Here is a 26,875-nt window from a genome sequence, read left to right on the forward strand (position 1 = left end):
AGAATTTGCGCCGAACCAGCGCACGCGCCGCCTTGAACGGCTCGGGTTGGCTGGGAACGGACAGCGGAAATGGCCGTACCCGCACCTTTGCGCGTGATTGCATGCCCATCGGCGTCCGTTCCCTTTCAGGCTGAACAGACAAGGACGGACCGCACGTGTCAAAATCCCTCGACAGTTTCAATTGCCGCCGCACCCTCACCGTGGGTGGCGCGGACTATGTCTATTACAATCTGGTCGAGGCCGAGAGGAACGGCCTCACCGGCATTGCCCAGCTGCCTTATTCGATGAAGGTGCTGCTGGAAAACCTTTTGCGCAATGAAGACGGCCGCTCCGTCACCAAGGACTCTATCCAGGCTGTTGCCGGCTGGCTGACCGACAAGGGCACCGCCGGCGTCGAGATCGCCTATCGCCCCGCGCGTGTCCTGATGCAGGATTTCACCGGCGTCCCGGCGGTGGTCGACTTGGCCGCCATGCGCGACGGCCTCAAGGCGCTCGGCGGCGATCCGCAGAAGATCAATCCGCTGGTGCCGGTCGACCTCGTCATCGACCACTCCGTCATCGTCGACGAATTCGGCACGCCACTGGCCTTTGCCAGGAATGTCGAGCTCGAATATGAGCGCAACGAAGAGCGCTATAAATTCCTGAAATGGGGCCAGCAGGCGTTCCGCAATTTTCGCGTCGTGCCGCCCGGCACCGGCATCTGCCATCAGGTCAACCTCGAATATCTCGGTCAGGTCGTCTGGACCAACACGGAAGACGGCGGAACGACCGCCTATCCCGACACCTGCGTCGGCACCGATTCGCACACCACTATGATCAACGGCCTTGGCGTGCTCGGCTGGGGCGTCGGCGGTATCGAGGCCGAGGCGGCGATGCTCGGCCAGCCGGTTTCCATGCTGTTGCCCGAAGTCATCGGCTTCCGCCTTACCGGCAAGCTCAGGGAGGGCATCACCGCCACCGACCTCGTACTGACCGTCACCCAGATGCTGCGCAAGAAGGGCGTCGTCGGCAAGTTCGTCGAGTTCTTCGGCCCGGGCCTGTCCAACATGACGCTGGCCGACCGCGCCACCATCGGCAACATGGCGCCCGAATATGGCGCCACCTGCGGCTTCTTCCCGGTCGACGGCGAGACCATCCGCTACCTCACAATGTCGGGCCGCGAGGAAAGCCGCATCGCCCTGGTCGAGGCCTATTCCAAGGCGCAAGGCATGTGGCGTGACGCCGGCTCGGCCGACCCTGTCTTCACTGACCTGCTCGAACTCGAGCTCGACAGCGTCGTGCCGTCGATGGCAGGTCCCAAGCGCCCCGAAGGCCGCGTTCCGCTCGAAGGCATTCCGGCCGGCTTCGCAAAGGCGATGGAAACCGAGTACAAGAAGGCTGCCGAAATCCACAAGCGCTATGCCGTCGAAGGCACCGACCATGATCTCGGTCATGGCGATGTCGTCATTGCCGCCATCACGTCCTGCACCAACACCTCCAACCCGAGCGTGCTGATCGGCGCCGGCCTTTTGGCGCGCAACGCCAACCGGCTCGGCCTCAAGCAGAAGCCGTGGGTGAAGACCTCGCTGGCGCCGGGCAGCCAGGTGGTCGCCGAATATCTGGAAAAGTCCGGCCTGCAGAAGGAGCTCGACCAGATCGGCTTCAACCTGGTTGGTTTCGGCTGCACCACCTGCATCGGCAATTCCGGCCCGCTGCCGGCGCCGATCTCCAAGACCATCAACGATAAGGGCCTGATCGCCGCCGCAGTGCTCTCCGGCAACCGCAACTTCGAAGGCCGTGTTTCACCTGACGTGCAGGCGAACTATCTGGCGTCGCCGCCGCTGGTGGTAGCCCATGCTTTGGCCGGCACCGTCACCAAGGACCTGACCACCGAGCCACTCGGCGAAGGCCGCGACGGCAAGCCGGTCTATCTCAGGGATATCTGGCCGAGTTCGGCCGAGATCCAGGAGTTCATCGAGAAGAACGTCACACGTGAGCTATTCGCCCGCAAATATGCCGACGTCTTCAAGGGCGACGAATACTGGCAGAACGTCAAGGCGCCGGAAGGCCAGACCTATGCCTGGGACGACAACTCGACCTATGTGCAGAACCCGCCCTATTTCGCCGGCATGACCTCCGGTTTCGGCAAGATCGGCGACATCAAGGGCGCGCGCGTGCTCGGCCTGTTCGGCGACAAGATCACCACCGATCACATCTCACCGGCGGGTTCGATCAAGGCCGCTTCCCCGGCCGGCAAATACCTCACCGACCATGGCGTCGGCGTTGCCGACTTCAACCAGTACGGCACAAGGCGCGGCAACCATGAGGTGATGATGCGCGGCACCTTCGCCAACATCCGCATCCGCAACCACATGCTGGGCGAGAACGGCCGCGAGGGCGGCTACACCATCCACTACCCGTCGAAGGAAGAGGAATCGATCTACGACGCGGCGATGAGATACAAAAAGGAAGGCGTGCCGCTGGTCATCTTCGCCGGCGTCGAATACGGCAACGGCTCCTCGCGCGACTGGGCAGCTAAAGGAACGAATCTCCTCGGTGTCCGTGCCGTCATCGCCCAGTCCTTCGAGCGCATCCATCGCTCCAACCTAGTCGGCATGGGCGTCATCCCCTTCGTCTTCGAGGAAGGCACCTCATGGGCCTCGCTCAACCTCAAGGGTGACGAGCTGGTCGAGATCGACGGCATAAGCACCATCAAGCCACGCCAGACGATGATCGCCAAGGTGACCTATGGCGACGGCACCGTGAAGAACGTGCCGATCATCTGCCGCATCGATACGCTGGACGAACTCGACTACTTCAAGAATGGCGGCATTTTGCAATACGTGCTGCGCGATCTGGCCGCGTAGCGGCCAGGGCTTAGGCAGTAGGGATTGGGCGGTAGCGGGGAACGACATCCCCTACTCCCTACTCCCTACTCCCTACTCCCTACTCCCTACTCCCTACTCCCTACTCCCTACTCCCTACTCCCTACTCCCTACTCCCTACTCCCAGTCTTTCCAAAGCATTGCCCGACCCGATCGAAGCCCCGCCCTGTACGACAGGAGTAAAAACCGGCTGGGCTCAGCAAGATCTGCCCCACGCTCCTGATGCCATGCTCCCGATCGAACCGGGCGGTGAAGTGCTCCCCCTGTGATGCCATACCCATGGTTGCGGCAGCAAAAATTTCACCGCAACGTGACTTCCCGTTGACTGTCGCTTCTGCCACAAATCTGGGCAACCAGAACAAGGCCGGCGTCACCGGCGGGAATCGGAACGATCATGGCACCTCGACAACCTCTGCGGCTTGCGGCTTTTGCGCTGGCCTTCTCGGCGCTTGCCGGGACCGGGTTCGCCGAGGAATCGGGAACGACCCAGACCGACAACCCGCAGATTGACAGGCCCTTGGGCGTGGTCGAGCTGTTCACCAGCCAGGGCTGCAATTCCTGCCCGCCGGCGGACGCTTTCTTTGCCGAGCTGGCGGCCAAGGACAACGTCGTCGCGCTCGCCTACCACGTCAATTACTGGGACTATCTCGGCTGGCAGGACACGCTGAGCAGCAAGGACAATACCGACCGGCAATATGACTATATGCGCGCCTTCGGCACCCGCTCCGTCTACACGCCGCAAGCCGTCATCAATGGTCGCAGCCATGTCAACGGCGCCAGCCGCAAGGAGGTCGACGGCGCGCTTGCCCGCATGGAGAAATCCGGTGAAGGCATGCGGGTCAGCGTCAAGGTCAGCCGCACCAGCGATCGCGTCATGATCGATGCCGGCGACGCCGGTAGCGGCCCGAGCGACGCCCATGTCGTCATCGTCTATTTCGAACCACCGCAGACGGTGACCATCGCCAAGGGCGAGAACACCGGCCGCAGCATGACCTACTGGAACGCCGTCACCGGCATCCAGACCGCCGGCATGTGGCACGGCAAGGCGCAGCGCTACGAATTGCCGATGACCGAGATCGCCAAGAAAGGCGGCTGCGCCGTGCTGCTGCAATCGGTTGGCAAGGACGGCCTGCCGGGGCCTATTCTGGGCGCGGCGTTTATTCACAAGCCTTAAGAGGCTGGTCCATACCTTTTGATATCGGCGGGACAGCACCCCCCTCTGGCCTGCCGGCCATCTCCCCCGCAAGGAGGGAGATTGGCAGCTTCGCCACATCCGCCATCCTGTCCCACGTTTGAGATTGGCGAAAGCAAACGCGAAATCTGATCTCCACCCTTGCGGGGAGATGTCCGGCAGGACAGAGGGGGGTGTGAAGGATCACGACGACAAGTGTCTGGCGCCGCCCAACAAAAAAACCGACGTCAGCTTGCTTCTGACGTCGGTCATTTAGGCTTTGGGATCGTCGCACCCGGTCTCTCCCTGAGGAAAGTCCGAGGTTGGTTCGATCCGACGCAGACCCGTGGGCGGGGGGCTTGGGGTTTACGAGCCGGTGCCGGACCGAACCGTCTCAGGCAACGCCGGTAAATTCGTCGGACATTGGGGCATGAGCGCGGATAAAAAAGGGCGGAAATGTGGCGAGGCATCACCAATTCAAACACCGCGTTTTATAAAAGTGACTGGACGTTGCGAAAACAGCGCGGTCCCGGGATGGTTAGCCGGGCCTTGCAATTCCACGGCGAACACGCCAACTTCTGCAAGCGAGATTCATTTTCAAAGGGATCGCGGGATGACCGATCGCAGCGGTGGGACGGAGGATGGGGACGCATCCGCAATATTGATCCCGCTGCACGAGGCGCGACGCGAACGCCTCGACCAGCCGGTCCGTTTCGACCGGCGTGAACTCGATGAGATCCTGAGGCTGTACGGACGCATGGTCGCCGCCAACGAATGGCGCGACTATGCCATCGATCATCTGTCTGATCGGGCTGTGTTTTCAGTCTTCCGCCGGGCCAGCGAAGTGCCGCTGTTCCAGATCGTCAAGGATCCGAAACTGGCGCGCCGGCAAGGCGCCTTCGCCGTCATCGCCGCCGGCGGCCGAATCCTCAAGCGCGGCCAGGAACTCGGTCGCGTGCTCAACGTCTTCGATGCTAAGCTGAAGATTGTCCAGGCCTAATTGAGAATTGGGGAATTGAAGAATTGAAAAAAGAGGATGTAACGGTCGAAATACCGCCGGGTTTGTTGCTATTCAAATCCTCAATTCTTCAGTTCTTCAACTCCTCAATTCCCGCTCCTCAGGCTCTCACGAAACTTCCGCTCCGGCAGCGAATGCGGATCGGGCGGAACCGTTGCGCCGCCATTCAGCGACAGCTGCATGAACACCGTGTCAAGCCAGCGCCCATGCTTGTAGCCGGAGCCTTCCAGGCGACCGGAATGGCGAAAGCCGAGCTTTTCATGCAGCCGCACCGAGGCGCTGTCTGCATGGCCGTCACCGATCACCGCGACGATCTGGCGAAAGCCCGCCATACGGCAGGCTTCAATCAGCGCCTGCATCAGCAGCAGCCCGACGCCCTGGCCCTTCGCATCAGGCGCGACATAGACGGAATCCTCTACGATGAAGCGGTAGGCCGGGCGCGGCCGGAACGCGCCGGCATAGGCGTAGCCGAGCAGCGCGCCATCTCGTTCCGCCACCAGATAGGGAAAGCCCCCCGCCGTCAGGCTGTCGAAGCGCCCACCCATCTCAGTGCGGCTGGGCGGCTCCAGCTCATAGCTCGCGGTGCCATGCGTCACGGCATCGCCGTAGATCTCGGTGATTCGGCCGAGGTCGCCTTCCAAGGCCGCGCGGATGGAAATAGTGCTCATGATTTATGCAGACGATTCATCTGCCTCCATGACAGCAAAGGCCGGCACAAAAGAAAAGGGCGGCCGTTGGCCGCCCTCTTGATATCAGCTGGTCCAGTTGCCTGATGGGAAGACCGCCTAGCGGCGATCGCCCATGAACTGCAGCAGGAACATGAACAGGTTGATGAAGTCGAGATATAGCCTCAACGCGCCCATGATCGCCTTGCGGCCGGCAACGTCGGCCTGATCGCCTTCGTAGTACATTTCCTTGATGGTCTGCGTGTCATAGGCGGTGAGCCCGGCGAAGATCAGCACGCCGATCGCCGAGATGGCGAAGCCGAGCGCCGACGATTGCAGGAAGATGTTGATCAGCATGGCGATCACCAGGCCGACCACGCCCATGACCAGGAACGAGCCGAACGCCGAAAGGTCGCGCTTGGTCGTGTAGCCGTAGAGCGACAGCGCGCCGAAGGCGGCCGCCGTGGCAAAGAAGGTCTGAGTGATCGAGGCGCCGGTGTAGACCAGGAAGATGGTCGACAGCGACAGGCCGACCAGGCCCGAATAGACCCAGAAGGTGGTTTGCGCCGCGGCCACGCTCATCGACTGGATCCTGAACGACAGGAAGAAGACGGCGGCGAGCGGAGCCAGGATGACCACCCAGCGGAAGGCGCTGGCATAGATCAGCGTGCCGAAAGCGGTCAGCTGTCCGTCGCCGGTGACGGCGAGCTGGAAAGCGCCCCAGGCGGCGACGCCGGTGATGAGGAGGCCAAGCCCCATCAAATTGTAGACCTTGAGCATGTAAGTGCGCAGGCCTTGGTCGATGTCGGCGCGCGCGCCCGGCACGGCCGAAGTCTGGTAGTTGCGAATGGGCTCAGCCATTGGAATCCTCTGTTGCTTCTGCCCCGTACGGTGTCAGGCCCTTTCGGACCTGGGCGCCGCTGGCGGGGCTCCAGCATGCCTGTGGCGAAATATGATGGTTCTTGACGTCAAGAACAAGACCGTAACGGGCTGCAACGCTTGGTGAATCTCCGGAAGCCGGTTTTCTTGGGCTTCCATGACTGCACATTACCAAGATTTAATCGGAAACGGCAGATTCGGCCAACCTTGCCGTTTTGGGCCTAGAGGTCGCGCAGCACCGGCGCCGCCTTGTGCCCGAGCACCCGCCAGGTGCCGGCAAGGCCGATGCCGACCGTGATCACCAGCGCAAACACCAAGGTCGCCACTGCCACCTCCGGCATGAAATGCGACGGCAACGTCATGATGCGGGCAACGATGTACCAGGCGGCGATGCCGCCGGCAGCCAACGCAAACACCGCGGTGGCCAGGCCGATCAGCATGTATTCCAGCGAAAACGCCGCGATCAGCGTGCGCCTCGTGGCGCCCAACGTCTTCAGCACCACGGCATCGTGGATGCGGGCGCGATTTCCCGCGGCGAGCGCGCCGGCCAGCACCAGAACCGAAGCGATCATCGCCACGCCGGCCGCGGCCCGGATCGCCGTGCCGAGCTGGCCGACCAGCCGGTTGACGACGTCGAGCGCGTCCTTGACCCGAACTGTCGTCACCGCCGGGAAGGCGCGGGTGACGGCGTTGAGCAGGCGGGCATCCTCTGCTGCCGTGGCATCCTTTTCGGTCAGCGTCGCCAGCCAGCCATGCGGGGCGCCGGCAAAGGTGCTGGGCGAGAACACCATGACGAAATTGATGCCCATCGTCTCCCATTGCACCTCTCGGAAATTGGCGATCCTGGCCGCTACATTGCGTCCGAGCACATTGACGGTGACGGTATCGCCGAGCTTCAGGCCGAGCGCCTTGCCTTCATCGTTGGAGAACGAGACCAGCGGTTCGCCGCTGTAGTTCTCCGGCCACCAGCTGCCCTCGGTCAATGTCGCATTGGCCGGCTGTTTGGCGTCGTAGGTCAGGCCGCGATCGCCGCGCAGCACCCATGCGCCTTCCGATGGCACATTGGCCTTGTCGACACTAACGCCGTTCAGCGCCATCACCCGGCCGCGCAGCATCGGCACCTTGACCAGCGTTCCCTTCGGCGCCTCTTTGCCGATCAGTGTCGAGAAGGCATCGACCTCGCTATTCTGGATGTCGACGAAGAAGAAATTCGGCGCCCGTTCCGGCAGACTGCCGGAGATCTGCTGCCTGAGATTGCCGTCGATCAGCGCCAGCGTCACCAAAAGCGTCAGCCCGAGGCCCAGCGACAGCACGACGGACGGCGTCAGCGCGCCGGGCCGGTGGATGTTGCCGATGGCGAGCCTGAGCGCGACCGAGCGCACACGCGGGCTTTTGCGCGCCACCCACTGCACCAGCGCACCGACCAGGCGCAACACCAGAAAGGCAAAGACCGTCGCGCCGACGAAGATCAAGGCGATGCGCCGGTCGCCGGAAAACAGGATGGCGAGCGCCGCCAAAGCGAGCGCGATGCCGACCGCCGTGGCAAGATAGGGCAGGCGTGGAAAGCCGCGGCCCTCGAACCCCATTTCGCGAAACAAAGCGGTCGCCGGCACATCGCGGGCGCGGCCGAGCGGCAACAGCGCGAAGGCAAGCGTCACCAGCAGCCCGAACAGCGCGGCAAGAGCCAGCGCACCGGGATAGAAGCCGCCTTTAGCCGGCACCGGAATGACCGACTGGAGCGCAGCGCTGGCAGCAAACGGCATGGCGGCGCCGAGGATGAGGCCAAGCGCGATGCCGAGGCCGGCGATCATCAGGATCTGCACGAGATAGACGGTGAAGACGAAGCCGCCCGAGGCGCCAAGGCTCTTGAAGGTGGCGATGACGCCGCGCTTGCCGTCGAGATAGGCGCGCACCGCATTGGCAACGCCGACGCCACCGACGACCAGCGCCGTCAGCCCGACCAGCGTCAGGAATTGCGAGAAGCGCTCGATGTTGGCCGACAGCGCCGGCGCCGCATTGGAACGCGTGCGGATCGACCAGCCGGCTTCAGGGAAATCGCTCGCCGCCCGATCCTGGATGGTCTTGAGATCGGCCTCGCCGGCGCCGGCCGGCAGCCGAACCTTGTAGGCATTCTCGACCAGGCTGCCTGGCTGGATCAGCCCAGAGGCGGCAAGCCCCGCGGTCGAGACCATCAGCCGCGGCGCGAAGCCGAAACCGTCCGACACCGCATCCGGTTCGCTCACCAGCCTGGCCCGCAATTCGAATGTCGCGCTGCCGACCTTCAGCCGGTCACCGATCTTCACATTCAGCCGGTCGAACAACAGGTCGGGCGCGGCGGCGCCAAAGACGCCTGATTTCTCGCCGAACAAATCCTTTCTGCCAAGCCGCGGCGCGGTCTCGATCGCGCCATAGAGCGGATAGGCGTCGTCGACGGCCTTGGCCTCGACCAGCGCCTGGTCGGAGCCGTCATCCAGCCGCGCCATCGAGCGCATATTGGCGCTGTGCGACACAGTGCCGAGGCGGTCGAGGAAGGTGCTTTCGGCTGGCGTCGCATCGCGCTGGTTAAGCTGGAAGCGCAAGTCGCCGCCAAGCAGCGTCTGGCCCTGGTCGGCAACGCCTGCGGTGATCGCCTGCGCCACCGAATTGACCCCGCCGATTGCAGCGACGCCGAGCGCAATGCAGGCAAGGAAGATCAGGAAACCCGACAACCCGCCGCGCATCTCGCGCAGCGAGAAGCGGAACGCGAGCTTCAGCGTCTGCGACAGTGGCATCAGGCCGGCACCTTGACCTGCGCTACCGGCGCATCCTCGATGCGGCCCGAGCGCATCGACACCTGGCGCGAGCAGCGCGCCGCAAGGGCCGGATCGTGCGTGACCAGCACCAGGGTCATGCCGCGCTCGGCCGCCTTGGCGAACAAAAGGTCGGCAACCTGCCGCCCCGTCGCCTGGTCGAGATTGCCGGTCGGCTCGTCGGCGATGAGAATGCGCGGCGACGGCGCCAGCGCGCGGGCGATCGCCACGCGCTGCTGTTCGCCGCCGGACAGCTCGCCCGGATAGTGGGTGACGCGGTCGCTCAAGCCCACCGCTGCCAGCTCGCGCGCCGCGACACCGAACGGATCGGCATGGCCGGCCAGTTCCAGCGGCACCGCGACATTTTCGAGCGCCGTCATGTTGGGAATGAGATGGAACGACTGGAAGACGATGCCGATGTTTCGGCCCCGAAACGATGCGACCTCGTCCTCACTTTTGCCGTTCAGCAATTCGCCGGCGATCCGCACCGTCCCCGAATCGACCTGCTCCAGCCCGGCAAGCACCATCAGCAAGGTCGACTTGCCGGAACCCGAAGGGCCGACAATGCCGGTCGCCTCGCCGCGCGTCACGTCAAGGCTGACGCCTTTCAGCACATGCACGGACGAAGCCCCTTGGCCCAGGGTCAGGGATATGTCTTTCAGCGCGATGACGGCTTCTGTCACAATTAAAGCGTCCTATATCAGGATGAAGGCTCTGCTTGCCGGAAGCCGCCGCCGGAAGAATTCCTCGGGTATATGGGGCCTGCCACATGTCTTTCAAACGCAAGATGTCTTTCAAACGCTTGAATGCCGCAGGGCTCGTCCTTTTCGTCACCCTTTGCGGCGCCATTTCGTCCGTGCGCGCCGAGACGTTCACCATCGTCGGCTTCGGCGACAGCCTGATGGCCGGTTTCGGCCTCGGGCCTGGCGATGGCTTTACCGACAAATTGCAAGCTGCGCTGCGCGCCAAAGGCCATGACGTCACCGTAGCCAACGCCGGCGTTTCAGGCGACACCTCGAGCGGCGGCTTGGCACGGCTTGACTGGTCGGTACCGGATGGGACAAGGCTGGTTATCCTCGAACTCGGCGCCAACGACATGCTGCGCGGCGTCTCGCCCAGCATCACGGAAAAGAACCTGGACGACATGCTGGCGAAGCTGAAAGCGCGCAAGATCGCGGTGCTTTTGGCCGGCATGCGCGCCGCTCCCAATCTCGGCGCCGACTACCAGAACGCCTTCGATGCGATCTATCCAAAGCTTGCCGCGAAATACGATGTGCCGCTCTATCCGTTTTTTCTCGATGGCGTCGCCGGGCAGTCCGGCCTGCAGTTGGAGGATGGCCTGCATCCCAATCCGAAGGGCGTCGCAGCGATGGTCGAGCGCATCCTGCCCGCCGTGGAGAAGGCGATTGCGGCAGTTCAGGGTGGCGGTTGAACGCCGGCGTGACGAGAATAACACGCGGCGATCATTTTGACCGGTGTGGCCAAAAAGGACATATAGCCTCCAAAAGGAGGGTCATATGGCCATTATCATCAAGAGAGAGGACGCTGTTCGCCTCGCGCGAACTTTGAAACAAAAGACCGGGCTGCAGAAGGCCCGGGTCGCCTGTTCGTAAAAATGCCTGCAACCAACAAACCACTTGCCCCGTTTGACTATCGATGATTCGCTAGGGGCACAGTTCGATTCGAGGAAGGGAGGCTCACCATGCCGCGTCTTTTCACCGCCCTCGAAATACCGCGTGACGCCGCTCTTTCGCTGTCCCTGCTCAGGGGCGGCCTGCCCGGAGCCCGCTGGATCGATGTCGAAAACTACCATCTGACGCTGCGCTTCATCGGCGACGTCGAAGGCCATGTCGCCGACGAAATCGCCAACGCACTCGACCGGGTGCACCGCCCATCCTTCTCGCTCACCCTGTCCGGAGTTGGCGCTTTCGGCCAGAAGAAGCCGCACGCCGTCTGGGCCGGCGTCTTCGCCTCGCCCGACCTTTCGGCGCTGCAAGGCGAAATCGACCGCATCTGCCAGCGGCTCGGCCTGCCCGCCGACCCGCGCAAGTTCACCCCGCATGTTACGCTGGCACGCTTGCGCAATTCGAGCCCGCTCGACGTCGCCCAGTACCTGTCGGCGCGCGGCAATTTTTCGACGCTGCCGTTTCGCGTCGGCCGCTTCGTGCTGATGTCGTCGCGCGATTCGGTCGGCGGCGGTCCCTACATTGTCGAGGAGGCGTGGCCGCTCTCCGGCGTCGACGCCCGCGCCACCAACCTCGTCGCCAGCGCCTCCGACGCTTCGCGGATCATGCGGTAGACCGAAGCGAACGCTTCGGCCCCGTCATAATAGGGATCCGGCACGTCGCGGGTTTTGCCCTGCGCAAACTCTGCCAAGAGATGAATACGTTCGCGCGCACCGGCCGGCGCCAACGCCTTGAGGTCGCGGACATTCTGCCGGTCCATGCCGAGGATCAGGTCGAAGCGCGAAAAATCCTCCGGCCTAACCTTGCGTGCCCGCTGCCCTGATATGTCGATGCCGTGGCGGGCCGCAATCGCGATCGAGCGCGGGTCGGGCGCTTCGCCGAGGTTCCAGCCGCCGGTCGCCGCAGAGTCCAGCACGATATCGTCCAGCACCATGTCGCGGCCGCGTTCCGCCAGCACGGCGCGAAACACGCCTTCGGCCAGGGGTGAGCGGCAGATGTTGCCGAGGCAGACGAAGAGTATGGAATTTATCGGCTTTACGCTCATTCGATATGCGCCGTTCGTGCATTTGGAAGCCCAAAACGCAAAGGACTTTTGGGCGACTTGCATTATGGTGAGGGTCAATAACTGGGATAGCACGGGAAATCATCATGACGAGAGAGAAACTCAGCAAGGACGCCATCGCCGCCGCACTGGCCGAACTGCCCGGCTGGTCGCAGGCAGCCGATGGCGCCTCCATCAAGCGCAGCTTCGACTTCAAGAATTTTTCCGAAGCCTTCGCCTTCATGACCCGCGTCGCGCTGGCCGCCGAGAAGATGGACCATCATCCCGACTGGTCGAACGTCTACAAGACTGTCGACGTGACGCTCAACACCCATGATGCCGGTGGTGTCACTGCGCTCGACATCGCGCTGGCCAAGAAGATGAATGGGTATGCTGGCGGCTGAACGCTGGGGCGGCAACGCCAAATCGGCGCCATCCTCTTGCAGTGGACCGGGACTTTCACCACATTTTCCGTGGCGGCCGCGCGCAACGCGTAGCGCGACGGCCGGCAAGGAGAGGATTGATGGCGCAGCAGCCCGGTTTTGATTTCTTCGGCTTCGGCAGCAAGCTCGGCGACGAGAGTGAAGTGCGCGCCAAATTCTGGCGCACGGCCAAGAAGGCCGCCCGGCAGATTCCGTTCATGGAAGAGGTCGTCGCCGGCTATTATTGCGCGCTCGACAGGAAGACGCCTTTGCGTGCCAAGGGCATATTGCTGGCAGCGCTTGGCTATTTCGTGCTGCCGGTCGACGTCATACCCGATTTCGTCTTCGGCCTCGGCTTCACCGACGACATCGCCGTGCTGACCGCCGCGATCTCCACGGTAAGCGCCCATATCACCCCTGCGCACCGCAAGGCCGCCAAGGAGGCGATCGCCGACAAGAGCTGAATCGGCGTCGCGTTGGCAACTTGGTTCAGAAGAAATCCTCCGCTCAAACAGGACGATAGCGGCTGGGCTTCGGGTTCCGCTGCGGCCGTTGGAAAAGTCAAACTCTTGCCGCTTTCGTGGCCTCCAAGTCGCCGCAGGGACATTGCGAAGCCGTTTTTTCAAGAAGCGGCGCGGAAATGGCGGTGGTTTCCATGGGTGAATGTCCTTTTCCGAGGGAAATTCACCGTTTGGTAACCCAGATTAAATCAAAATGAAGCGACGGGCAGGACGCCAAGCCGGCCTGCCCCGCACCATTTGGAATACGGGAAAAGCGATGCGCGGATTGATTGCACTAGTCTCGAGCCTGGTCCTGGTGGCTTTTGCCGCGCCGGCGCTGGCGCAGCAGGCGACCAAGATCGGCCAGCACAATGCCTGGGGCACCTACAGCTACCAGGCGCAGGGCGGCAAGGTCTGCTATGTGCTCACCGTGCCGACCGACAAGCAGCCGCCGACGCTCGATCACGGCGACATGTTCTTCTTCGTCAGCCAGCGGCCGGGCCAGCAAGTGTCCTACGAGCCGCAATTCATCGCCGGCTACACATTCCAGGAAGGCTCCAAGGCCACCGTCACCATCGACAAGAAGACGTTCTCGATGTTCACCCGCGGCAAGTCGGCCTGGGTCGAGAACGCCGCCGAAGAGCCGGTGCTGATCGCCGCCATGAAGACCGGCACCGACATGAAGGTCTCGGCGAAGTCTGGCCGCGGCAATCCGACGACCTATGTGTTTTCGCTGAAAGGCATCTCGGCCGCGCTGACGTCGATCGCCAAGTGCAAGTAGGCTAGCGCGGTTCCCGCCGCATGACTCTCGCCGCAACCTGTGCTATGCGCCGCGCTTCTTTTCGGCACGATGGATGAAATCGGCCGCAATTCGCTTATATTGGCGCTGATATGACCCTTTCCTTCGATCTCACCACTGAGGGCGCACGCGACGCGTTGCGCGCTCGCGCCACGCCCGAGAAGCCGTCGCTGATCGGCCTGACCCGGGCCGAGCTCGGTGAAGCCCTTGTCAGTGCCGGCATCGTGCCCGAGCGCCAGGCGAAAATGCGCGCCCAGCAGCTCTGGCACTGGATGTATGTGCGCGGCGTCTCCGATTTTGCCGGCATGTTCAACATCTCCAAGGATCTGCGCGCCGAACTCGACAAGCATTTTACCGTCGCCCGGCCCGAAATCGTCGAGGAGCAGATTTCCTCCGACGGCACGCGCAAGTGGCTGTTCCGCTTTCCGCCGCGCGGTGCCGGCCGTCCCGTCGAGATCGAGACCGTCTACATCCCCGAAGAAGGCCGCGGCACGCTCTGCATCTCCTCGCAGGTCGGCTGCACGCTGACCTGTTCGTTCTGCCACACCGGCACGCAGAAGCTGGTGCGCAATTTGACGGCGGAAGAGATCCTGGCGCAATTGCTCACCGCCCGCGACCGGCTCGGCGATTTCCCCGACCGCGACACACCCGACGGCGCCATCGTCCCTGCCGAGGGCAGAAAAGTCTCCAACGTCGTCATGATGGGCATGGGCGAGCCGCTCTACAATTTCGAGGCGGTGAAGAAGGCGCTGCTGATTGCCTCCGACGGCGACGGACTGTCGCTGTCGAAGCGCCGCATTACGCTCTCGACCTCCGGCGTGGTGCCCGAGATCTTCCGCACCGGCGAGGAGATAGGGGTCATGCTGGCGATCTCGCTGCACGCCACCAATGACGATCTGCGCGACCTGCTTGTGCCGATCAACAAGAAGTATCCGCTGAAGGAACTGATCGAGGCCTGCCGCGCCTATCCCGGCCTGTCCAACGCCAAGCGCATCACCTTCGAATATGTGATGCTGAAGGACGTCAACGATTCCATCGAGGACGCCAAGGGGCTGATCAAGCTGCTCAAAGGCATTCCGGCCAAGATCAATCTGATCCCGTTCAACCCGTGGCCGGGCACCAACTATCAGTGCTCGGACTGGGAGACGATCGAGAAGTTTGCCGACTACATCAACAATGCCGGCTATGCCTCGCCGATCCGCACGCCGCGCGGCCGCGACATCCTGGCCGCCTGCGGGCAGCTCAAATCCGACTCCGAACGCATGCGCAAGGTCGACCGCCTGGCGCTGGAAGCCATGATGATTGCGGGGCATGGCGAGGCGTGAGCCGCCTCTTCGCCTATATCCTCCGTTTCGCTGTCATCCTGTTCGGCTATGTCGTCGCCTCATTGGCGGCGAGCGCCTTTCTCAACGTGCTGTTCCTGGCTTCCGTCGGTTATATGCCGGACGATGCGCACCCAGCGGCGGCCGCGGCGCTGTATTTTTCGATCCCGTTCGTGGCGCTGTTTGTCGCCTATTTCGCTTTCATACCGGCGGTGGTCGCAATCCTGATCTCCGAGGTCCTCAGCCGCCGCGACTGGCTGTTCTATGCACTCGCGGGCGGCTTGGTGGCCGCGGCCTTCCTCGGCTTCGTCCACCAGAACGTGGATTTCGACGTCACCGAACCGCGCGCCATCGCCGCGGTGATCGGCTGCGGCATGGTCGGCGGCATCTTCTACTGGCTAAGCGCCGGCCGCTGGGCCGGAAGCTGGTGGCAGGCCGCTACTTCGCCTGAGCGGTCAGGATCTTGAGCGCGAAGGCCGAAAACACACCGGCAAAGAGATAGTCGACGACCCGCGTTACGCGCGGGCTGGCCTTCATCGCCGCCGAAAACCTTTCCGCGGCAAACACCATCGGCGCCGTCACAGGGATCGACAGCACGATGAACATGAGGCCGAGGGAGAACAGTTTTCCCGGCGCGTTCGGATCGTGAGCCGAGACGAACTGCGGCAGAAACGTCATGAAGAACAGGATGATCTTCGGGTTGAGCAAATTGACGCCGAGTCCGGCGGCCCAGCTGCGGAACAGCGAAATCTGCGGGCCATTCTTCTTCTGCGGTGAAAACGCCGAGCCCTTGGTCATCGCCTGCCAGGCCAGGAACACCAGATAGACGGCGCCGAAGATTTTCAGCACCAGGAAGGCCATCGGCGAGGCGACGATCAGCGCCGAGATGCCGACCGCCACCAAAGTTGTATGGATCAGCGTTCCGAACAGAGCACCCGCCAGCGAGGCAAAGCCGGCGGCGCGGCCCTGGCTCAGTGTTCGCGAGACGAACAGCGTCATATCCGGCCCCGGCGTGATCGCCAGGATCATGGTGGCGATGGCGAACTGGATCAGTGTTGTGGTGTCGGGAATGAAGGACATCGGTGGCCCCTGGCGAATGATCGTCGGTCTATAACGCAGCCTCCCCGCTCACGCCAGCAACTGACTGGCGTCGCATCTGGTCCAGCGGCTGCGGCGGCCGGCGCCCGTTCATCCCTTGCGCTGGCCGGAAATGCCGTGATACCTCGCCCGCGAAACTCACGCGCGGAACCGCCAAAATGTCCCCAGCAATGCCCAAGACAAAAGACGTCAAGAAGGTCGTGCTCGCCTATTCCGGCGGTCTCGACACCTCCATCATCCTGAAATGGCTGCAGACCGAGCTCGGCGCCGAAGTCGTCACCTTCACCGCCGATCTCGGCCAGGGTGGCGAGCTGGAGCCGGCGCGCCAGAAGGCTGAGATGATGGGCATCAAGGATATCCGCGTCGTCGATGTGCGCGAGGAATTCGTCTCGGATTTCGTCTTCCCGATGTTTCGCGCCAACGCCGTCTATGAAGGCACCTACCTGCTCGGCACCTCGATCGCCCGCCCGTTGATTTCCAAGCACCTGGTCGAGATCGCCCAGGAGGTCGGCGCCGATGCCATTGCGCACGGCGCCACCGGCAAGGGCAACGACCAGGTGCGTTTCGAGCTGTCGGCCTATGCGCTGAATCCCGACATCAAGGTCATCGCGCCGTGGCGCGACTGGTCGTTCAAGTCGCGCACCGACCTGATCAACTTCGCCGAGCAGCACCAGATCCCGGTGGCCAAGGACAAGCGGGGGGAGGCGCCGTTCTCGGTCGACGCCAACCTTCTGCACTCCTCTTCCGAGGGCAAGGTGCTGGAAGACCCGTGGAGCGAGCCGCCGGAATTCGTCCATCAGCGCACCGTCTCGCCGATGGAGGCGCCGGACAAGGTCACCGAGATCGAGATCGAATTCTTGAAGGGCGATCCGATCGCGCTGAACGGCAAGAAGCTGTCGCCGGCCGCCATTCTGACGGCGCTTAACGATCTTGGCCGCGACAATGGCATCGGCCGGCTCGATCTGGTCGAGAACCGCTTCGTCGGCATGAAATCGCGCGGCGTCTACGAGACCCCCGGCGGCACCATCCTGATCGTCGCCCACCGCGCCATCGAATCGATCACGCTCGACCGCGGCGCCGGCCACCTCAAGGACGAGTTCATGCCGCGCTACGCCGAGCTGATCTACAACGGCTTCTGGTTCTCGCCCGAGCGGCTGATGCTCCAGGCGATGATCGACAAGAGCCAGGAAGACGTCGAAGGCACGGTGCGCCTGAAACTCTACAAGGGCAATGTCATGGTCACCGGCCGCAAATCCAAGAAGACGCTCTATTCCGACGCGCTGGTCACCTTCGAGGATGACCGCGGCGCCTACGACCAGAAGGACGCCGCCGGCTTCATCCGCCTCAATGCGCTGCGGCTGAGGACGCTGGCGGCAAGGAGCCGCAAGGGTGAACCAAACTAGTGTTCCAGGAAAACCCGGCGGTCACGCAGGGTTTTTATTTGATACCTCTAATATAAGAGGCCAAGCTGGCTGACATGGTTTCCGTTTGACCTTTTAAAAGCCTCATCTAAATTCCTTCGCGGGACGAGGGATTCCGATCGTGAAAAACGCCATTTTTCTCATGCTTGCGGCGGCCATCGTCTTTACCGGATGCCAGTCCTCGCAGGCGGCCGCGAAACGCGAGCAGGACGGGTGCATCTCCGCAGTCCATTTGTGGAGCATCACGTTCAAGCACGAAATCGCCTCTTTCATGGGCGTCTCGCAGGAGCGCATGCCGGCCCTGTTCTGCCAGCGTATCACCGAAGGCGTACGCAGCGGGGGGATCAGCTACTCCGATTTGAACAGAGTGCAGCTAGACCTGCCGACCGAGATATGGCTGGTCATCAAGGGCAAGTCAAAGGCGGCTGCCAGGGCCGCGCCGGTGCTGCGCAACTCCAAATTCCGGAGCTGCAAAGGTACTGAAGGCGCCTTCGAGGTTCCTATTTCCCAGAAGTGCCCGTTGAGCGGCTACGCACATTATTGAGAGCCCAGTCGCTCAGCCGGCATTTGCGCCAACGATCGAGCAATTCGAGAAAGAGCATGCCCGACTTCGTCCGTAACTGCGTAAAAACAAAGAAATAGAGCGGCGGCAAAGAACTCAGTGCTTTTCCTGCTTGATCTTTTCGGGCCCTTATCTAGCCTCCTCACAATCGATGGGGGCAGCTGACAATGAAGCCGTGGTTTGTGGCCCTGCCTGCAATGGTCGTCATGCTGGCCGGTTGCCAGACTGGGCAGGAGCAAGTGAGACAGGATCCCGAGGCGGCATTCGATCGCTGCGTCAGCAAGGTGGCCATATCGAATATATCGGCCAAACACGAGATCGCCGCTTTTATGGGCGTTTCCCTGGAGCGCATGCCGCCACTGCTGTGCCGCCGCCTTGTCGATGCCATGAAGACCGGCCGGCTGACCTTCTCCGACATAAACCGCCTCCAGTTCGACCAGTCCACGGACATCTGGAAGGTCATAAAAGGCGGGTAGCCGCTCGGCTGCTGAACGGTTTGAACGCCAAAAGCTCCAGTCCTTGCAGAAAAGCCCGGCGCATGGCCGGGCTTTCCGTTCTTCGATCTGGATATTTCTATCAGCCGCCGTCGATCGCGTCGGCGATCTGGGCGATGGCCTGCTGGTAGACGCTGGCGGAATTCCAGCCGGCGATGGCCCCCATATTCGCACTCGCGCTCGCACCCGCCCGCCAGCCATGAGCCTTGAGGAAGTTGGCCGTCGAAGCCAAGGCCGTTGCCTTGTCGCGCAGATTTCCGTTGCCGACGCCATACTTCAGGACATTGCCGGGCAGGAACTGCGTATGGCCGATCTCGCCATGCGCAGCCCCAACCGACGAGGCGCTCAGCGCGCCGCGATCGACCAGCTTCAGCGCCGCAATGGCATGCGGGTAAAAGAAGCCCGGGCGACGGCAATCATAGGCAAGCGTCAGAATGGCGGAGACCGTGTTCTGGTTGCCAAGGGAGGCTCCGAAGCCGGTTTCCATGCCCCAGATGGCCAGCAACACGCCCGGCGACACGCCGTAATTGCTCTCGATCCTGTCGAACATCGCCGCATTCGACTTCTTCAGCGCACGGCCCCTGGAAATGATCGCAGCTCCGCCACGGCGCTTCATGAAGGCGTCCACCGAACCGCTGAACGCCTTGTGGATGGCGCGGTCGACGGAGATTGTCTTTGTCGCGTAGCTGGCACCGGCCAGAGCAGCGAGACCCTTCCCACCAACACCTTCGGACCTGGCCTGCGCGGCAAAGTCCTGCTTCCACGCTTCGAAGCCCGCGCCGGTCTTGCCGCAGCTGGCCGCCGCCTGCGCGCCCGTCGCCAGCGCGAGTACCGCGACCACCGCGGCAGCAATAATCTTTCCCTTGGCAAGCAATGCCATGCTTTCTCTCCTGATTGCCTGAATCACGTCCCGGTTGCGAACTTGCCAGCGAAACGCGCCATTGTCACCGTACCCCCGGCGCTACCCTGGCCAATGCAGCGGAATTTGCTTACGATCAAGTGCTTATTGTGGCCGAAACGCCCGGCGCCGGGCAGGCGAATTCGCTGCTCGGGTAAAAAGAGGTGACGGGGGCATGGAACGGCGGCCCGTGGCGGGCGTTTGGGCGAGGCGCCGCTCCGCACCATATTCCTCCTCTGACGCCATACGCCAACGCCTGACGCATCGAGATCGACATGAAACTGTTCGACTGCCCGCATTGCGGCCACCGCCTCTACTTCGAGAATGCGCAGTGCCTGAATTGCGGGAGTCTCGTGCTTTACGATCCTGAGCATGCGCGCTTTGCCTTGTCTGACGTCGACGGCATCTTCCACTGCACCAATGCGGATGAATGCGCCTGCAACTGGATGGCCGAACCGGGTCATACCTACTGCCGCGCCTGCGTGCTGAACCAGCTGATCCCCGACCTCTCCGTCGACGGCAACCGCCGCCGCTGGATTCGCGTCGAGGCGGCCAAGAAGCGCGCCGTCTATTCGCTGCTCGCCTTCGGCCTTCCGGTCGCGCCCAAGCACAAGCACGGCGACGAAATCGGCCTCGCCTTCGACTTCATTGCCGATCCGATCGGCGGCGGTCCCGGCGGCGAACGCATCCTTACCGGCCACGACAACGGCCTGATCACGCTCAACGTCGCCGAGGCGGACTCGGCCGAGCGCGAGCGGCGTCGCGTCGAGATGGGCGAAAATTACCGCACGCTGCTCGGTCATTTCCGTCATGAGCTTGGCCATTACTACTGGGACCGGCTGATCCGCGACGAGCCGCAACGGCTCGATGCCTTCCGGGCGCTGTTCGGCGACGAACGCCCCGACTACGAGCAGGCGCTGAAGGCCTATTACGCCAATGGCGCTGCGCCCGACTGGCAGCAGAACCACATCTCCGCCTATGCGACGTCGCATCCATGGGAAGACTGGGCCGAGACCTGGGCGCACCATCTCCACATCACCGACACGCTGGAGATGGTGCACGCGCTGAATTTTCCACTCGGCCAGCTTGAGACGATGGAGACCAATGTGCTGCCGCAAGGCGACACCGGCGGCCGGTTGCAGGCGGCGCCCGCGGAACCTGACGCCGTGCCCGAGCCGTTCGAAAAGATTCTCGCCCGCTGGCTGGTACTCTCGGAAGCCTCCAACTCGATCAACCGCTGCATGGGCCTGCCCGACCTTTATCCCTTCGTCATTTCGGACGTGACGGCGCAGAAACTCAGCTTCGTGCATGAGCTTTTGACCGGTTTGCCGAAAGAAACCGGAACAAATCGTGAGCTGGCGTCGGTATTTTAGCCGGAACGCATGCGTTCTGGTTTCGTTTGGTGTCGCGAGGGACCATGAAAGGGAGAGAAACCATGAGACGCATATTGTTTCCGGCCGTCGCCGGGGCGCTTGTCGCGATGTCGGGTGTGGCACTCGCCGATACCGCCGTCTCGGCCGTCACCGATCTTAATGTGCGCGCCGGCCCCGGCCCGCAATATCCTGTGATCGGCGTGCTCGCCGCCGGCCAGTCGGCGACGCTCAATGGCTGCATCGAAAACAGCAAATGGTGCACCATTGCCGAAGCCGGAGGCCAGGGCTGGTCTATTCCGACTATGTCACGGCCGATTTCGGCGGCAACCGGGTCGTTCTGACACGCCGCCCCGCCGACGCCGCCATCACCGTGGTTACACCGCCGCAGGATGATTATCCCGATACCTATACCGGTGCGATTCTGTCCGACGACGGCCCCGTCGACGCCATCGACAGGCCACCGGCGGAAGTCGGCACCTATGTCAGCACGCACCGGCTCGATCCTGTCTATCTCGAGGGCGAGGTGGTGACCGGTGCCACCTTGCCCGACACGGTCGAACTGCGCGAAATCCCCGACTACCGCTACCGCTACGTCTATGTGAATGGCCAGCAGGCGCTGGTCGACCCACAGACACGGCGCATCATGTACGTCGTGCGCTGATTTTGCCTGGAAAGAATGACAAGTGAACTCGTGCCGCCCTCCTGCCGAGGCTGAGGGCGGCAAAAGGGTCGCTGAACAGCAGCAATTGCGCGAGAGCCGACGATCCCCTAGATCATGCGACCCGATGCGTTCGGCAGAGGAACTCGCGTGATATCAGATCCAGCCGCCTTCGAGCGCTATAGCAACACGGCCACCGAAAAGACGAACCTGCCGCGGCTGATAATTGGAACGGCAGTCGTCGTCCTGTTCTGGGTGGCGATCACCCTGGTTGTGGTGCTTGGCGGCACCTATGTCGCGATCGTCTGGCATGTATTGCCGGACGATCCGCGCGGGCCGCTTCAGGGCTTTCTGGCCTCGCCCATCGGCATACTCACCGCACTCACCTCGTTTACCGGCATCTGGCTCGGCCTCTGGCTTGCCATGCGTTTCGTCCATGGCGAGCCGCTCTCGGCGCTTTTCGGCGCCAGTCGCCGCGTGTCCTTGTCGGGCTTCCTCAAGGGCCTGGTCGCGGTGCTGATCACATCGGCGCTTTCCGAAATCCTGCTCTACTGGCTACAGCCCGAAATCGCCCGCGGCACGATCAACCTGTCGACCTGGCTGCTGTTCCTGCTCCCGATCGTGGCGCTGACCCTGCTGCAGACCTCGTCCGAGGAGATGCTGTTTCGCGGCTATCTGCTGCGCGGCCTGGCCAGGCGCTTCGAGAGCCCTTACGTGTGGGCGCTATTGCCCGCTTTGCTGTTCACCTCCTTGCATTGGAGCCCGGGCTCGACCGCCGCCATCAACGCCTGCGTGCTGGCCTCGATCGCCGCCTTCGCCTTGCTGTTGACGCTGGTGGTTTATGTCACCGGCAATCTCGGCGCCGCCTTCGGCGCCCATCTCGGCAACAATCTCACCGGCTTCCTGCTGATCTCGCATCAGGAGAACTACAATTCCTTCGCCCTGTTCAACGCCAAGCCGCTGGAAGGTCCGGACTGGACGACGACGGATGCCGTCATCATCGCCGCCATCGGTATCGTCTGCACCTTGCTGACGATCCTGCTGCTTCTGCACCCGCGCTCGCCGCTGAAGGTTACGGCCGACCCTCGGGATGCAGGGTGAACTAAACAGGGACCGATCCAGAGACCGGGAAGCCGCCCTTGTCTTGACTCTTCGGCCGATTTCCTGTCTACAGCCCCGAAATCCGCGACGAGTATCCCTCCGAGCAAGCCGACCAGGACGCCAAAACCTTTTGAGGTGGGTGCTGTAAACAGATCCTGGAGGCCAACACCCGGCAGCGCTGAGCGCCCCCGGGTGCTTTTTGGTTTTGAGCTTTGCTTGGATGAGCGGCGCGAACGCACTACCTCTCGGGCACCATCGGGGTGCCTGAGAAAAAGGAAACGGAATGTTTGAATCGCTGCAGGAGCGCACAAGAGGCGTGGAGGGCCATCGGCCCGACAGGGATCACCATGAATCCAAGGCGCTCTCGCGCGGCGGGTTGACCAATGTTTGAATCACTTCAGGAGCGCCTTGGCTCCATCCTGAACGGCCTGACCGGCCGCGGCGCGCTGTCGGAGGCTGATGTCTCGGCGGCGTTGCGCGAGGTGCGCCGTGCGCTGCTCGAAGCCGACGTTGCGCTGGAAGTGGTGCGTTCCTTCACCGACAAGGTGCGCGAGAAGGCCGTCGGCGCGGCTGTCGTCAAGTCGATCAAGCCCGGACAGATGGTCGTCAAGATCGTCCATGACGAGTTGGTCGACATGCTCGGCGCCGAGGGCGTCGCCATCGACCTCAATGCGCCGGCGCCGGTCGTCATCATGATGGTCGGCCTGCAGGGCTCCGGCAAGACGACGACCTCCGCCAAGATCGCCAAGCGCCTGACCGAGCGCCAGAACAAGAAGGTTCTGATGGCCTCGCTCGACACGCGGCGGCCCGCGGCACAAGAGCAGCTGCGCCAGCTCGGCGAGCAGGTCAAAGTCGCGACGCTGCCTGTCATTGCCGGCCAGAACCCGGTCGACATCGCCAGGCGCGCCGTCCAGGCAGCCAAGCTCGGCGGTCATGACGTCGTCATCCTCGACACCGCCGGCCGCACCCATATCGATGAGCCGCTGATGGTGGAGATGGCCGACATCAAGAAGATGTCGAGCCCGCACGAAATCCTGCTGGTCGCGGATTCGCTGACCGGCCAGGACGCCGTCAACCTTGCCAAAAGCTTCGATGAGCGCGTCGGCATCACCGGCCTGGTGCTGACTCGCATGGACGGCGACGGCCGTGGCGGTGCCGCGCTTTCGATGCGCGCCGTCACCGGCAAGCCGATCAAGCTGATCGGCACCGGCGAAAAGATGGACGGGCTGGAGGAATTCCACCCCAAGCGTATTGCAGACCGCATCCTCGGCATGGGCGACATCGTCTCGCTGGTCGAAAAGGCCGCCGAACACATCGACGCCGAGCAGGCGGCGGCGATGGCCAAGAAGATGCAGTCGGGCAAGTTCGACCTGAACGACCTTGCCGGCCAGCTTCAGCAAATGTCGAAAATGGGCGGCATGGGCGGCATCATGGGCATGATGCCCGGCATGGGCAAAATGAAGGACCAGATGGCCGCCGCCGGCCTCGACGACAAGATGTTCGGCCGCCAGCTCGCCATCATCTCGTCGATGACCAAGGCCGAGCGCGCCAATCCGGACATGCTGAAACATTCGCGCAAGAAGCGCATCGCCGCCGGCTCAGGCACGGATGCGGCCGAGATCAACAAGCTCTTGAAAATGCATCGCGGCATGGCCGACATGATGAAGGCGATGGGCGGCAAGGGCAAAGGCGGCGGCCTGATGCGCGGCATGATGGGCGGCCTTGCCTCCAAGATGGGCCTCGGCGGCATGATGCCGGGTGGCCCCGGCGGCATGATGGGTGGCGGCATGCCCGACCTATCCAAGATGGATCCCAAGCAGCTCGAAGCCTTGCAGAAGCAGATGCCCGGCCTTGGCGGCATGAGGGGCCTGCCCGCCCCGAGCGGCGGTGGCCTGCCCGGTCTGCCCGGCGGCATGAAGCTTCCCGGCCTTGGCGGCGGTGGTCTGCCCGGCCTCAGCAAGAAGAAGTGAGGACGCTATGAACGAAGAAAAAGACATGGCCGACGCACGCACCATCCTGGCCGGCTATCGCGCCTCGATCGACAACATCGACGCCGCCCTCATTCATATGCTGGCCGAGCGCTTCCGCTGCACCAAGGCGGTCGGCGTGCTCAAGGCCGAGCATGGCCTGCCGCCCGCCGACCCGGCGCGCGAGCAGGAGCAGATCACCCGCCTTCGCCAGCTGGCGAAGGACGCTCATCTCGACCCCGATTTCGCGGAAAAATTCCTCAACTTCGTCGTCCGCGAAGTGATCCGCCATCACGAGCAGATCGCCGCGTCCAACGGCGCAAGCAAAACCGGCTAACAAAGTGCATGTCGCCCAAAAGTGCGCAGCGGTTTTGGGACAACGACCTGCACCAGACAAAGCCATTAACCCAACACTGACATCAGAAATTTTAGGAGAAATGAAATGCCCTTGAAGATCAGACTGGCCCGTGCGGGCTCGAAGAAGCGCCCTTACTACCACGTCGTCATCGCCGACGCCCGTTCGCCGCGTGACGGCCGGTTCATCGAGTCGATCGGCTCGTGGAACCCGCTGCTGCCCAAGGACGGCGAGCGCGTCAAGGTCGACGCCGACCGCGTCAAGCATTGGCTGTCGCACGGCGCTCAGCCGACCGACCGCGTGCTGCGCTTCCTCGATGAGGCCGGCCTCCTCAAGCGCGAAGCCCGCTCCAACCCGAAGAAGGCCGAGCCCGGCAAGAAGGCGCAGGAACGCGCCTCTCTGCTGAAGAAGGCCCAGGAAGACGCCGCCGCCGCTGTTGCCGCCGCTGCTGCAGCCCCGGCCGAAGCGGAAGCCGCCACCGCCGAATAAGCATCGCGTCATCGCATCGACAAAACGGCGGGCCTGTGCCCGCCGTTTTGCTATTGTGCGGCGATGTCATATGGCGTTCGAACGAAAGATGACTGAGCGGACCGTCACGGAAGAGACCCTTTTCGGCGGCGTAGCCGGAACGCTGTTGCGATGCGCCGGCGCCACGACAGGCGTCGTCGTGCTGAGCGGATCGAGCGGCCGCATCGACGTCACCCGCGCCCGGCTCTTTGCCAAGGAAGGAGCATCCGCTCTCGCGCTGCAATGGTTTGGCGGCGAAGGTCAGGTGCCCGGCATTTGCGAGATCCCGCTCGAAACGTTTTTCGCGGCGACCGGCTATCTTGTCCAGATGGGATGCCGGCGCATCGTCTATGTCGGGACCTCGAAAGGCGCCGAGGCCTCCCTGCTTGCGGCGGCTCATGATCCACGCATTAACGTCGTGGTTGCGATCAGCCCGACATCGGTGGTCTGGGGGAATATCGGGCCGGGCCGCGACGGCGTCAGCTGGCCGGAACGATCGTCGTGGACGCTCGAGGGGATTCCTTTGCCGTTCGTCCCAAGCAATCCCGCTTGGAACGCGGAGTATGTCGACGGTCTGGTGTCCTACCGAGGCCTCTTCCAGCGTGCCTTGCAAACCTTCAAGGACGCTGCGGCCGAGGCTGCCATTCCCGCCGAAGCTATTTCAGCCGACATTGTTCTGGTTGCGGGCGGCGACGACGCGCTATGGCCATCGCTGGATTTTGCCCAGTCGATCATTCAGCGTCGCCAGGACATCGCAATGACCACCTGCCTCGTCTCAGTGCCCGACGCCGGCCACCGCATTCTGCTGCCGGGCGAAAACACGCCGCGCTCGGGGCTGCACGCCCATGGCGGCAATGACGACGCCGACACACGCCTGGGCCGCCTGGCTTGGGAGCATATCCGGGGATTGCTGTAGCCATGGTCCAGCTGTCTTGGGCAACAGCGAAACCGGCGATCTATAGCCGCCGGTTTCCGATGTTGGACCTGGCTGTGTTCAATAACCGTCAGGGCAGCTGGCGATATAGGTGCGCCCGTTCCGGCCGCGGTAGCGACATTGACCGCTTTCGCTGGCACGGCCGATCAGCGCGCCGGCCACGGCGCCGACGGCGCCGCCGACGACGGCGCCCTGAACCGGATCATTTGCCACAGCTGCGCCAACCGCCGCGCCGCCGAGGCCGCCGACCGCGGCACCCTTTTCGGTTTGCGAGCACGCGCCCAGCGCGGTCGCCAGTACCAGAATGATCATCGCTTTTTTCATTGTCGTTCCTCTCTCACGCGGATCGCC

27 protein-coding genes and 1 pseudogene are annotated in these 26,875 nt (G+C 63.0%); 20 read left to right on the forward strand and 8 right to left on the reverse strand.

The window, feature by feature from the left end; all coding sequences use genetic code 11:
* Positions 1-155 precede the first annotated feature (155 nt).
* The 3 genes from acnA to X751_RS143565 all read left to right on the forward strand — a co-directional run bounded on the left by acnA (position 156) and on the right by X751_RS143565 (position 5,035).
* Complete coding sequence (gene acnA, locus X751_RS143575; protein WP_023745430.1) at positions 156-2,846, forward strand: aconitate hydratase AcnA; 2,691 nt, start codon at positions 156-158, stop codon at positions 2,844-2,846.
* A 412-nt stretch (positions 2,847-3,258) separates the two neighbouring features.
* On the forward strand, positions 3,259-4,038 hold the full coding sequence (locus tag X751_RS143570) for a thioredoxin family protein (protein WP_023745431.1): 780 nt from the start codon (positions 3,259-3,261) through the stop codon (positions 4,036-4,038).
* A 610-nt stretch (positions 4,039-4,648) separates the two neighbouring features.
* The gene (locus X751_RS143565; RefSeq protein ID WP_023683844.1) at positions 4,649-5,035 is read left to right on the forward strand and encodes a DUF2794 domain-containing protein; all 387 of its coding nucleotides are present in this window, start codon (positions 4,649-4,651) and stop codon (positions 5,033-5,035) included.
* 104 nt (positions 5,036-5,139) lie between these two features.
* Here the strand turns inward: X751_RS143565 and X751_RS143560 are convergent, their stop codons facing one another.
* The 4 genes from X751_RS143560 to X751_RS143545 all read right to left on the reverse strand — a co-directional run bounded on the left by X751_RS143560 (position 5,140) and on the right by X751_RS143545 (position 10,069).
* Positions 5,140-5,721, reverse strand: a complete 582-nt coding sequence (locus X751_RS143560) for a GNAT family N-acetyltransferase (RefSeq protein ID WP_023698867.1) — start codon at positions 5,719-5,721, stop codon at positions 5,140-5,142.
* A 117-nt stretch (positions 5,722-5,838) separates the two neighbouring features.
* A complete protein-coding gene (locus X751_RS143555; RefSeq protein WP_023671726.1) occupies positions 5,839-6,579 on the reverse strand; it encodes a Bax inhibitor-1/YccA family protein in 741 nt (246 codons plus the stop codon).
* A gap of 239 nt (positions 6,580-6,818) precedes the next feature.
* Positions 6,819-9,368 carry an ABC transporter permease gene (locus X751_RS143550; protein ID WP_023745432.1) on the reverse strand — a complete coding sequence of 850 codons (2,550 nt, stop codon included), beginning with the start codon at positions 9,366-9,368 and terminating at the stop codon, positions 6,819-6,821.
* Positions 9,368-10,069: an ABC transporter ATP-binding protein gene (locus tag X751_RS143545; RefSeq protein WP_023745433.1), complete on the reverse strand. Its 702-nt coding sequence runs from the start codon at positions 10,067-10,069 to the stop codon at positions 9,368-9,370. The genes X751_RS143550 and X751_RS143545 overlap by 1 nt, the downstream gene beginning before the upstream one ends.
* A gap of 104 nt (positions 10,070-10,173) precedes the next feature.
* Between X751_RS143545 and X751_RS143540 the strand changes: the two genes are divergently transcribed.
* Both X751_RS143540 and thpR read left to right on the forward strand, forming a co-directional pair.
* Positions 10,174-10,818, forward strand: a complete 645-nt coding sequence (locus X751_RS143540; RefSeq protein WP_023745434.1) for an arylesterase — start codon at positions 10,174-10,176, stop codon at positions 10,816-10,818.
* Between the two features lie 270 nt (positions 10,819-11,088).
* A complete protein-coding gene (gene thpR, locus X751_RS143535) occupies positions 11,089-11,685 on the forward strand; it encodes an RNA 2',3'-cyclic phosphodiesterase (protein WP_023683839.1) in 597 nt (198 codons plus the stop codon).
* Here the strand turns inward: thpR and X751_RS1000000165870 are convergent.
* Positions 11,589-12,116, reverse strand: coding sequence for a low molecular weight protein-tyrosine-phosphatase (locus X751_RS1000000165870; protein WP_081726171.1), 528 nt, complete (start codon positions 12,114-12,116; stop codon positions 11,589-11,591). The genes thpR and X751_RS1000000165870 overlap by 97 nt on opposite strands.
* 104 nt (positions 12,117-12,220) lie before the next feature.
* On the opposite strand from X751_RS1000000165870, the gene X751_RS143530 reads away from it, so the two are divergent.
* From X751_RS143530 to X751_RS143510, 5 genes are all read left to right on the forward strand, one after another.
* On the forward strand, positions 12,221-12,517 hold the full coding sequence (locus tag X751_RS143530; RefSeq protein WP_023745436.1) for a 4a-hydroxytetrahydrobiopterin dehydratase: 297 nt from the start codon (positions 12,221-12,223) through the stop codon (positions 12,515-12,517).
* Between the two features lie 119 nt (positions 12,518-12,636).
* The gene (locus X751_RS143525; RefSeq protein ID WP_023671719.1) at positions 12,637-12,999 is read left to right on the forward strand and encodes a YkvA family protein; all 363 of its coding nucleotides are present in this window, start codon (positions 12,637-12,639) and stop codon (positions 12,997-12,999) included.
* 313 nt (positions 13,000-13,312) lie between these two features.
* Complete coding sequence (locus X751_RS143520; RefSeq protein ID WP_023671718.1) at positions 13,313-13,816, forward strand: invasion associated locus B family protein; 504 nt, start codon at positions 13,313-13,315, stop codon at positions 13,814-13,816.
* Positions 13,817-13,926: 110 nt separating this feature from the next.
* Positions 13,927-15,159: a 23S rRNA (adenine(2503)-C(2))-methyltransferase RlmN gene (gene rlmN, locus X751_RS143515; RefSeq protein ID WP_023710246.1), complete on the forward strand. Its 1,233-nt coding sequence runs from the start codon at positions 13,927-13,929 to the stop codon at positions 15,157-15,159.
* Positions 15,156-15,623 (forward strand): hypothetical protein, encoded by a 468-nt coding sequence (locus tag X751_RS143510; RefSeq protein ID WP_023694539.1) that lies wholly within the window; start codon positions 15,156-15,158, stop codon positions 15,621-15,623. Before rlmN ends, X751_RS143510 begins: the two co-directional genes overlap by 4 nt.
* Here X751_RS143510 and X751_RS143505 read toward each other — a convergent pair.
* Positions 15,595-16,236 (reverse strand): LysE family translocator, encoded by a 642-nt coding sequence (locus X751_RS143505; protein WP_023671715.1) that lies wholly within the window; start codon positions 16,234-16,236, stop codon positions 15,595-15,597. The two genes, X751_RS143510 and X751_RS143505, sit on opposite strands and share 29 nt — an antisense overlap.
* 188 nt (positions 16,237-16,424) lie before the next feature.
* Between X751_RS143505 and X751_RS143500 the strand changes: the two genes are divergently transcribed.
* The 3 genes from X751_RS143500 to X751_RS143490 all read left to right on the forward strand — a co-directional run bounded on the left by X751_RS143500 (position 16,425) and on the right by X751_RS143490 (position 18,713).
* Positions 16,425-17,657 carry an argininosuccinate synthase gene (locus X751_RS143500; RefSeq protein ID WP_023745437.1) on the forward strand — a complete coding sequence of 411 codons (1,233 nt, stop codon included), beginning with the start codon at positions 16,425-16,427 and terminating at the stop codon, positions 17,655-17,657.
* 139 nt (positions 17,658-17,796) lie between these two features.
* Positions 17,797-18,219 carry a hypothetical protein gene (locus tag X751_RS143495; protein WP_023834707.1) on the forward strand — a complete coding sequence of 141 codons (423 nt, stop codon included), beginning with the start codon at positions 17,797-17,799 and terminating at the stop codon, positions 18,217-18,219.
* A gap of 215 nt (positions 18,220-18,434) precedes the next feature.
* The gene (locus tag X751_RS143490) at positions 18,435-18,713 is read left to right on the forward strand and encodes a hypothetical protein (protein WP_023671712.1); all 279 of its coding nucleotides are present in this window, start codon (positions 18,435-18,437) and stop codon (positions 18,711-18,713) included.
* Between the two features lie 100 nt (positions 18,714-18,813).
* Here the strand turns inward: X751_RS143490 and X751_RS143485 are convergent, their stop codons facing one another.
* Positions 18,814-19,611: a lytic transglycosylase domain-containing protein gene (locus X751_RS143485; protein WP_023671711.1), complete on the reverse strand. Its 798-nt coding sequence runs from the start codon at positions 19,609-19,611 to the stop codon at positions 18,814-18,816.
* A 293-nt stretch (positions 19,612-19,904) separates the two neighbouring features.
* Here X751_RS143485 and X751_RS143480 point away from each other — a divergent pair, with 293 nt between their 5' ends.
* The 7 genes and pseudogenes from X751_RS143480 (at position 19,905) to X751_RS143455 (ending at position 26,506) form a co-directional block, all read left to right on the forward strand.
* Positions 19,905-21,002: a putative zinc-binding metallopeptidase gene (locus tag X751_RS143480; protein ID WP_023730269.1), complete on the forward strand. Its 1,098-nt coding sequence runs from the start codon at positions 19,905-19,907 to the stop codon at positions 21,000-21,002.
* Positions 21,003-21,064: 62 nt separating this feature from the next.
* Positions 21,065-21,663, forward strand: a pseudogene (locus X751_RS01000000164015) (DUF1236 domain-containing protein).
* Between the two features lie 147 nt (positions 21,664-21,810).
* Positions 21,811-22,761, forward strand: a complete 951-nt coding sequence (locus tag X751_RS143475) for a type II CAAX endopeptidase family protein (RefSeq protein ID WP_023745438.1) — start codon at positions 21,811-21,813, stop codon at positions 22,759-22,761.
* 383 nt (positions 22,762-23,144) lie between these two features.
* Positions 23,145-24,731 (forward strand): signal recognition particle protein, encoded by a 1,587-nt coding sequence (gene ffh / locus X751_RS143470; protein WP_023745439.1) that lies wholly within the window; start codon positions 23,145-23,147, stop codon positions 24,729-24,731.
* A 7-nt stretch (positions 24,732-24,738) separates the two neighbouring features.
* Complete coding sequence (locus X751_RS143465; RefSeq protein WP_023671706.1) at positions 24,739-25,065, forward strand: chorismate mutase; 327 nt, start codon at positions 24,739-24,741, stop codon at positions 25,063-25,065.
* 105 nt (positions 25,066-25,170) lie between these two features.
* The gene (gene rpsP, locus X751_RS143460) at positions 25,171-25,572 is read left to right on the forward strand and encodes a 30S ribosomal protein S16 (protein ID WP_023671705.1); all 402 of its coding nucleotides are present in this window, start codon (positions 25,171-25,173) and stop codon (positions 25,570-25,572) included.
* An 88-nt stretch (positions 25,573-25,660) separates the two neighbouring features.
* Positions 25,661-26,506 carry an acyl-CoA thioester hydrolase/BAAT C-terminal domain-containing protein gene (locus tag X751_RS143455; protein WP_023745440.1) on the forward strand — a complete coding sequence of 282 codons (846 nt, stop codon included), beginning with the start codon at positions 25,661-25,663 and terminating at the stop codon, positions 26,504-26,506.
* Positions 26,507-26,584: 78 nt separating this feature from the next.
* Here the strand turns inward: X751_RS143455 and X751_RS143450 are convergent, their stop codons facing one another.
* Complete coding sequence (locus tag X751_RS143450) at positions 26,585-26,848, reverse strand: YMGG-like glycine zipper-containing protein (RefSeq protein ID WP_023683830.1); 264 nt, start codon at positions 26,846-26,848, stop codon at positions 26,585-26,587.
* Positions 26,849-26,875: the final 27 nt, after the last annotated feature.

The organism is Mesorhizobium sp. LNJC394B00 (genome assembly GCF_000502555.1).
Classification (GTDB): Bacteria; Pseudomonadota; Alphaproteobacteria; order Rhizobiales; family Rhizobiaceae; genus Mesorhizobium.

What these genes read in the sequence shown, in the direction of transcription:
- X751_RS143455 (WP_023745440.1), top strand. Translation starts at nt 25,661, where the DNA reads ATGACTGAGCGGACCGTCACGGAAGAGACCCTTTTCGGCGGCGTAGCC.
- X751_RS143465 (WP_023671706.1), top strand. Translation starts at nt 24,739, where the DNA reads ATGAACGAAGAAAAAGACATGGCCGACGCACGCACCATCCTGGCCGGC.
- X751_RS143450 (WP_023683830.1), bottom strand. Translation starts at nt 26,848, where the DNA reads ATGAAAAAAGCGATGATCATTCTGGTACTGGCGACCGCGCTGGGCGCG.
- rlmN (WP_023710246.1), top strand. Translation starts at nt 13,927, where the DNA reads ATGACCCTTTCCTTCGATCTCACCACTGAGGGCGCACGCGACGCGTTG.
- X751_RS143565 (WP_023683844.1), top strand. Translation starts at nt 4,649, where the DNA reads ATGACCGATCGCAGCGGTGGGACGGAGGATGGGGACGCATCCGCAATA.
- X751_RS143525 (WP_023671719.1), top strand. Translation starts at nt 12,637, where the DNA reads ATGGCGCAGCAGCCCGGTTTTGATTTCTTCGGCTTCGGCAGCAAGCTC.
- X751_RS143530 (WP_023745436.1), top strand. Translation starts at nt 12,221, where the DNA reads ATGACGAGAGAGAAACTCAGCAAGGACGCCATCGCCGCCGCACTGGCC.
- X751_RS143560 (WP_023698867.1), bottom strand. Translation starts at nt 5,721, where the DNA reads ATGAGCACTATTTCCATCCGCGCGGCCTTGGAAGGCGACCTCGGCCGA.
- X751_RS143555 (WP_023671726.1), bottom strand. Translation starts at nt 6,579, where the DNA reads ATGGCTGAGCCCATTCGCAACTACCAGACTTCGGCCGTGCCGGGCGCG.
- X751_RS143505 (WP_023671715.1), bottom strand. Translation starts at nt 16,236, where the DNA reads ATGTCCTTCATTCCCGACACCACAACACTGATCCAGTTCGCCATCGCC.
- X751_RS143540 (WP_023745434.1), top strand. Translation starts at nt 10,174, where the DNA reads ATGTCTTTCAAACGCTTGAATGCCGCAGGGCTCGTCCTTTTCGTCACC.
- X751_RS143490 (WP_023671712.1), top strand. Translation starts at nt 18,435, where the DNA reads ATGGTCGTCATGCTGGCCGGTTGCCAGACTGGGCAGGAGCAAGTGAGA.
- X751_RS143550 (WP_023745432.1), bottom strand. Translation starts at nt 9,368, where the DNA reads ATGCCACTGTCGCAGACGCTGAAGCTCGCGTTCCGCTTCTCGCTGCGC.
- X751_RS143570 (WP_023745431.1), top strand. Translation starts at nt 3,259, where the DNA reads ATGGCACCTCGACAACCTCTGCGGCTTGCGGCTTTTGCGCTGGCCTTC.
- X751_RS143480 (WP_023730269.1), top strand. Translation starts at nt 19,905, where the DNA reads ATGAAACTGTTCGACTGCCCGCATTGCGGCCACCGCCTCTACTTCGAG.
- ffh (WP_023745439.1), top strand. Translation starts at nt 23,145, where the DNA reads ATGTTTGAATCACTTCAGGAGCGCCTTGGCTCCATCCTGAACGGCCTG.
- X751_RS1000000165870 (WP_081726171.1), bottom strand. Translation starts at nt 12,116, where the DNA reads ATGAGCGTAAAGCCGATAAATTCCATACTCTTCGTCTGCCTCGGCAAC.
- X751_RS143500 (WP_023745437.1), top strand. Translation starts at nt 16,425, where the DNA reads ATGCCCAAGACAAAAGACGTCAAGAAGGTCGTGCTCGCCTATTCCGGC.
- thpR (WP_023683839.1), top strand. Translation starts at nt 11,089, where the DNA reads ATGCCGCGTCTTTTCACCGCCCTCGAAATACCGCGTGACGCCGCTCTT.
- rpsP (WP_023671705.1), top strand. Translation starts at nt 25,171, where the DNA reads ATGCCCTTGAAGATCAGACTGGCCCGTGCGGGCTCGAAGAAGCGCCCT.
- X751_RS143520 (WP_023671718.1), top strand. Translation starts at nt 13,313, where the DNA reads ATGCGCGGATTGATTGCACTAGTCTCGAGCCTGGTCCTGGTGGCTTTT.
- X751_RS143485 (WP_023671711.1), bottom strand. Translation starts at nt 19,611, where the DNA reads ATGGCATTGCTTGCCAAGGGAAAGATTATTGCTGCCGCGGTGGTCGCG.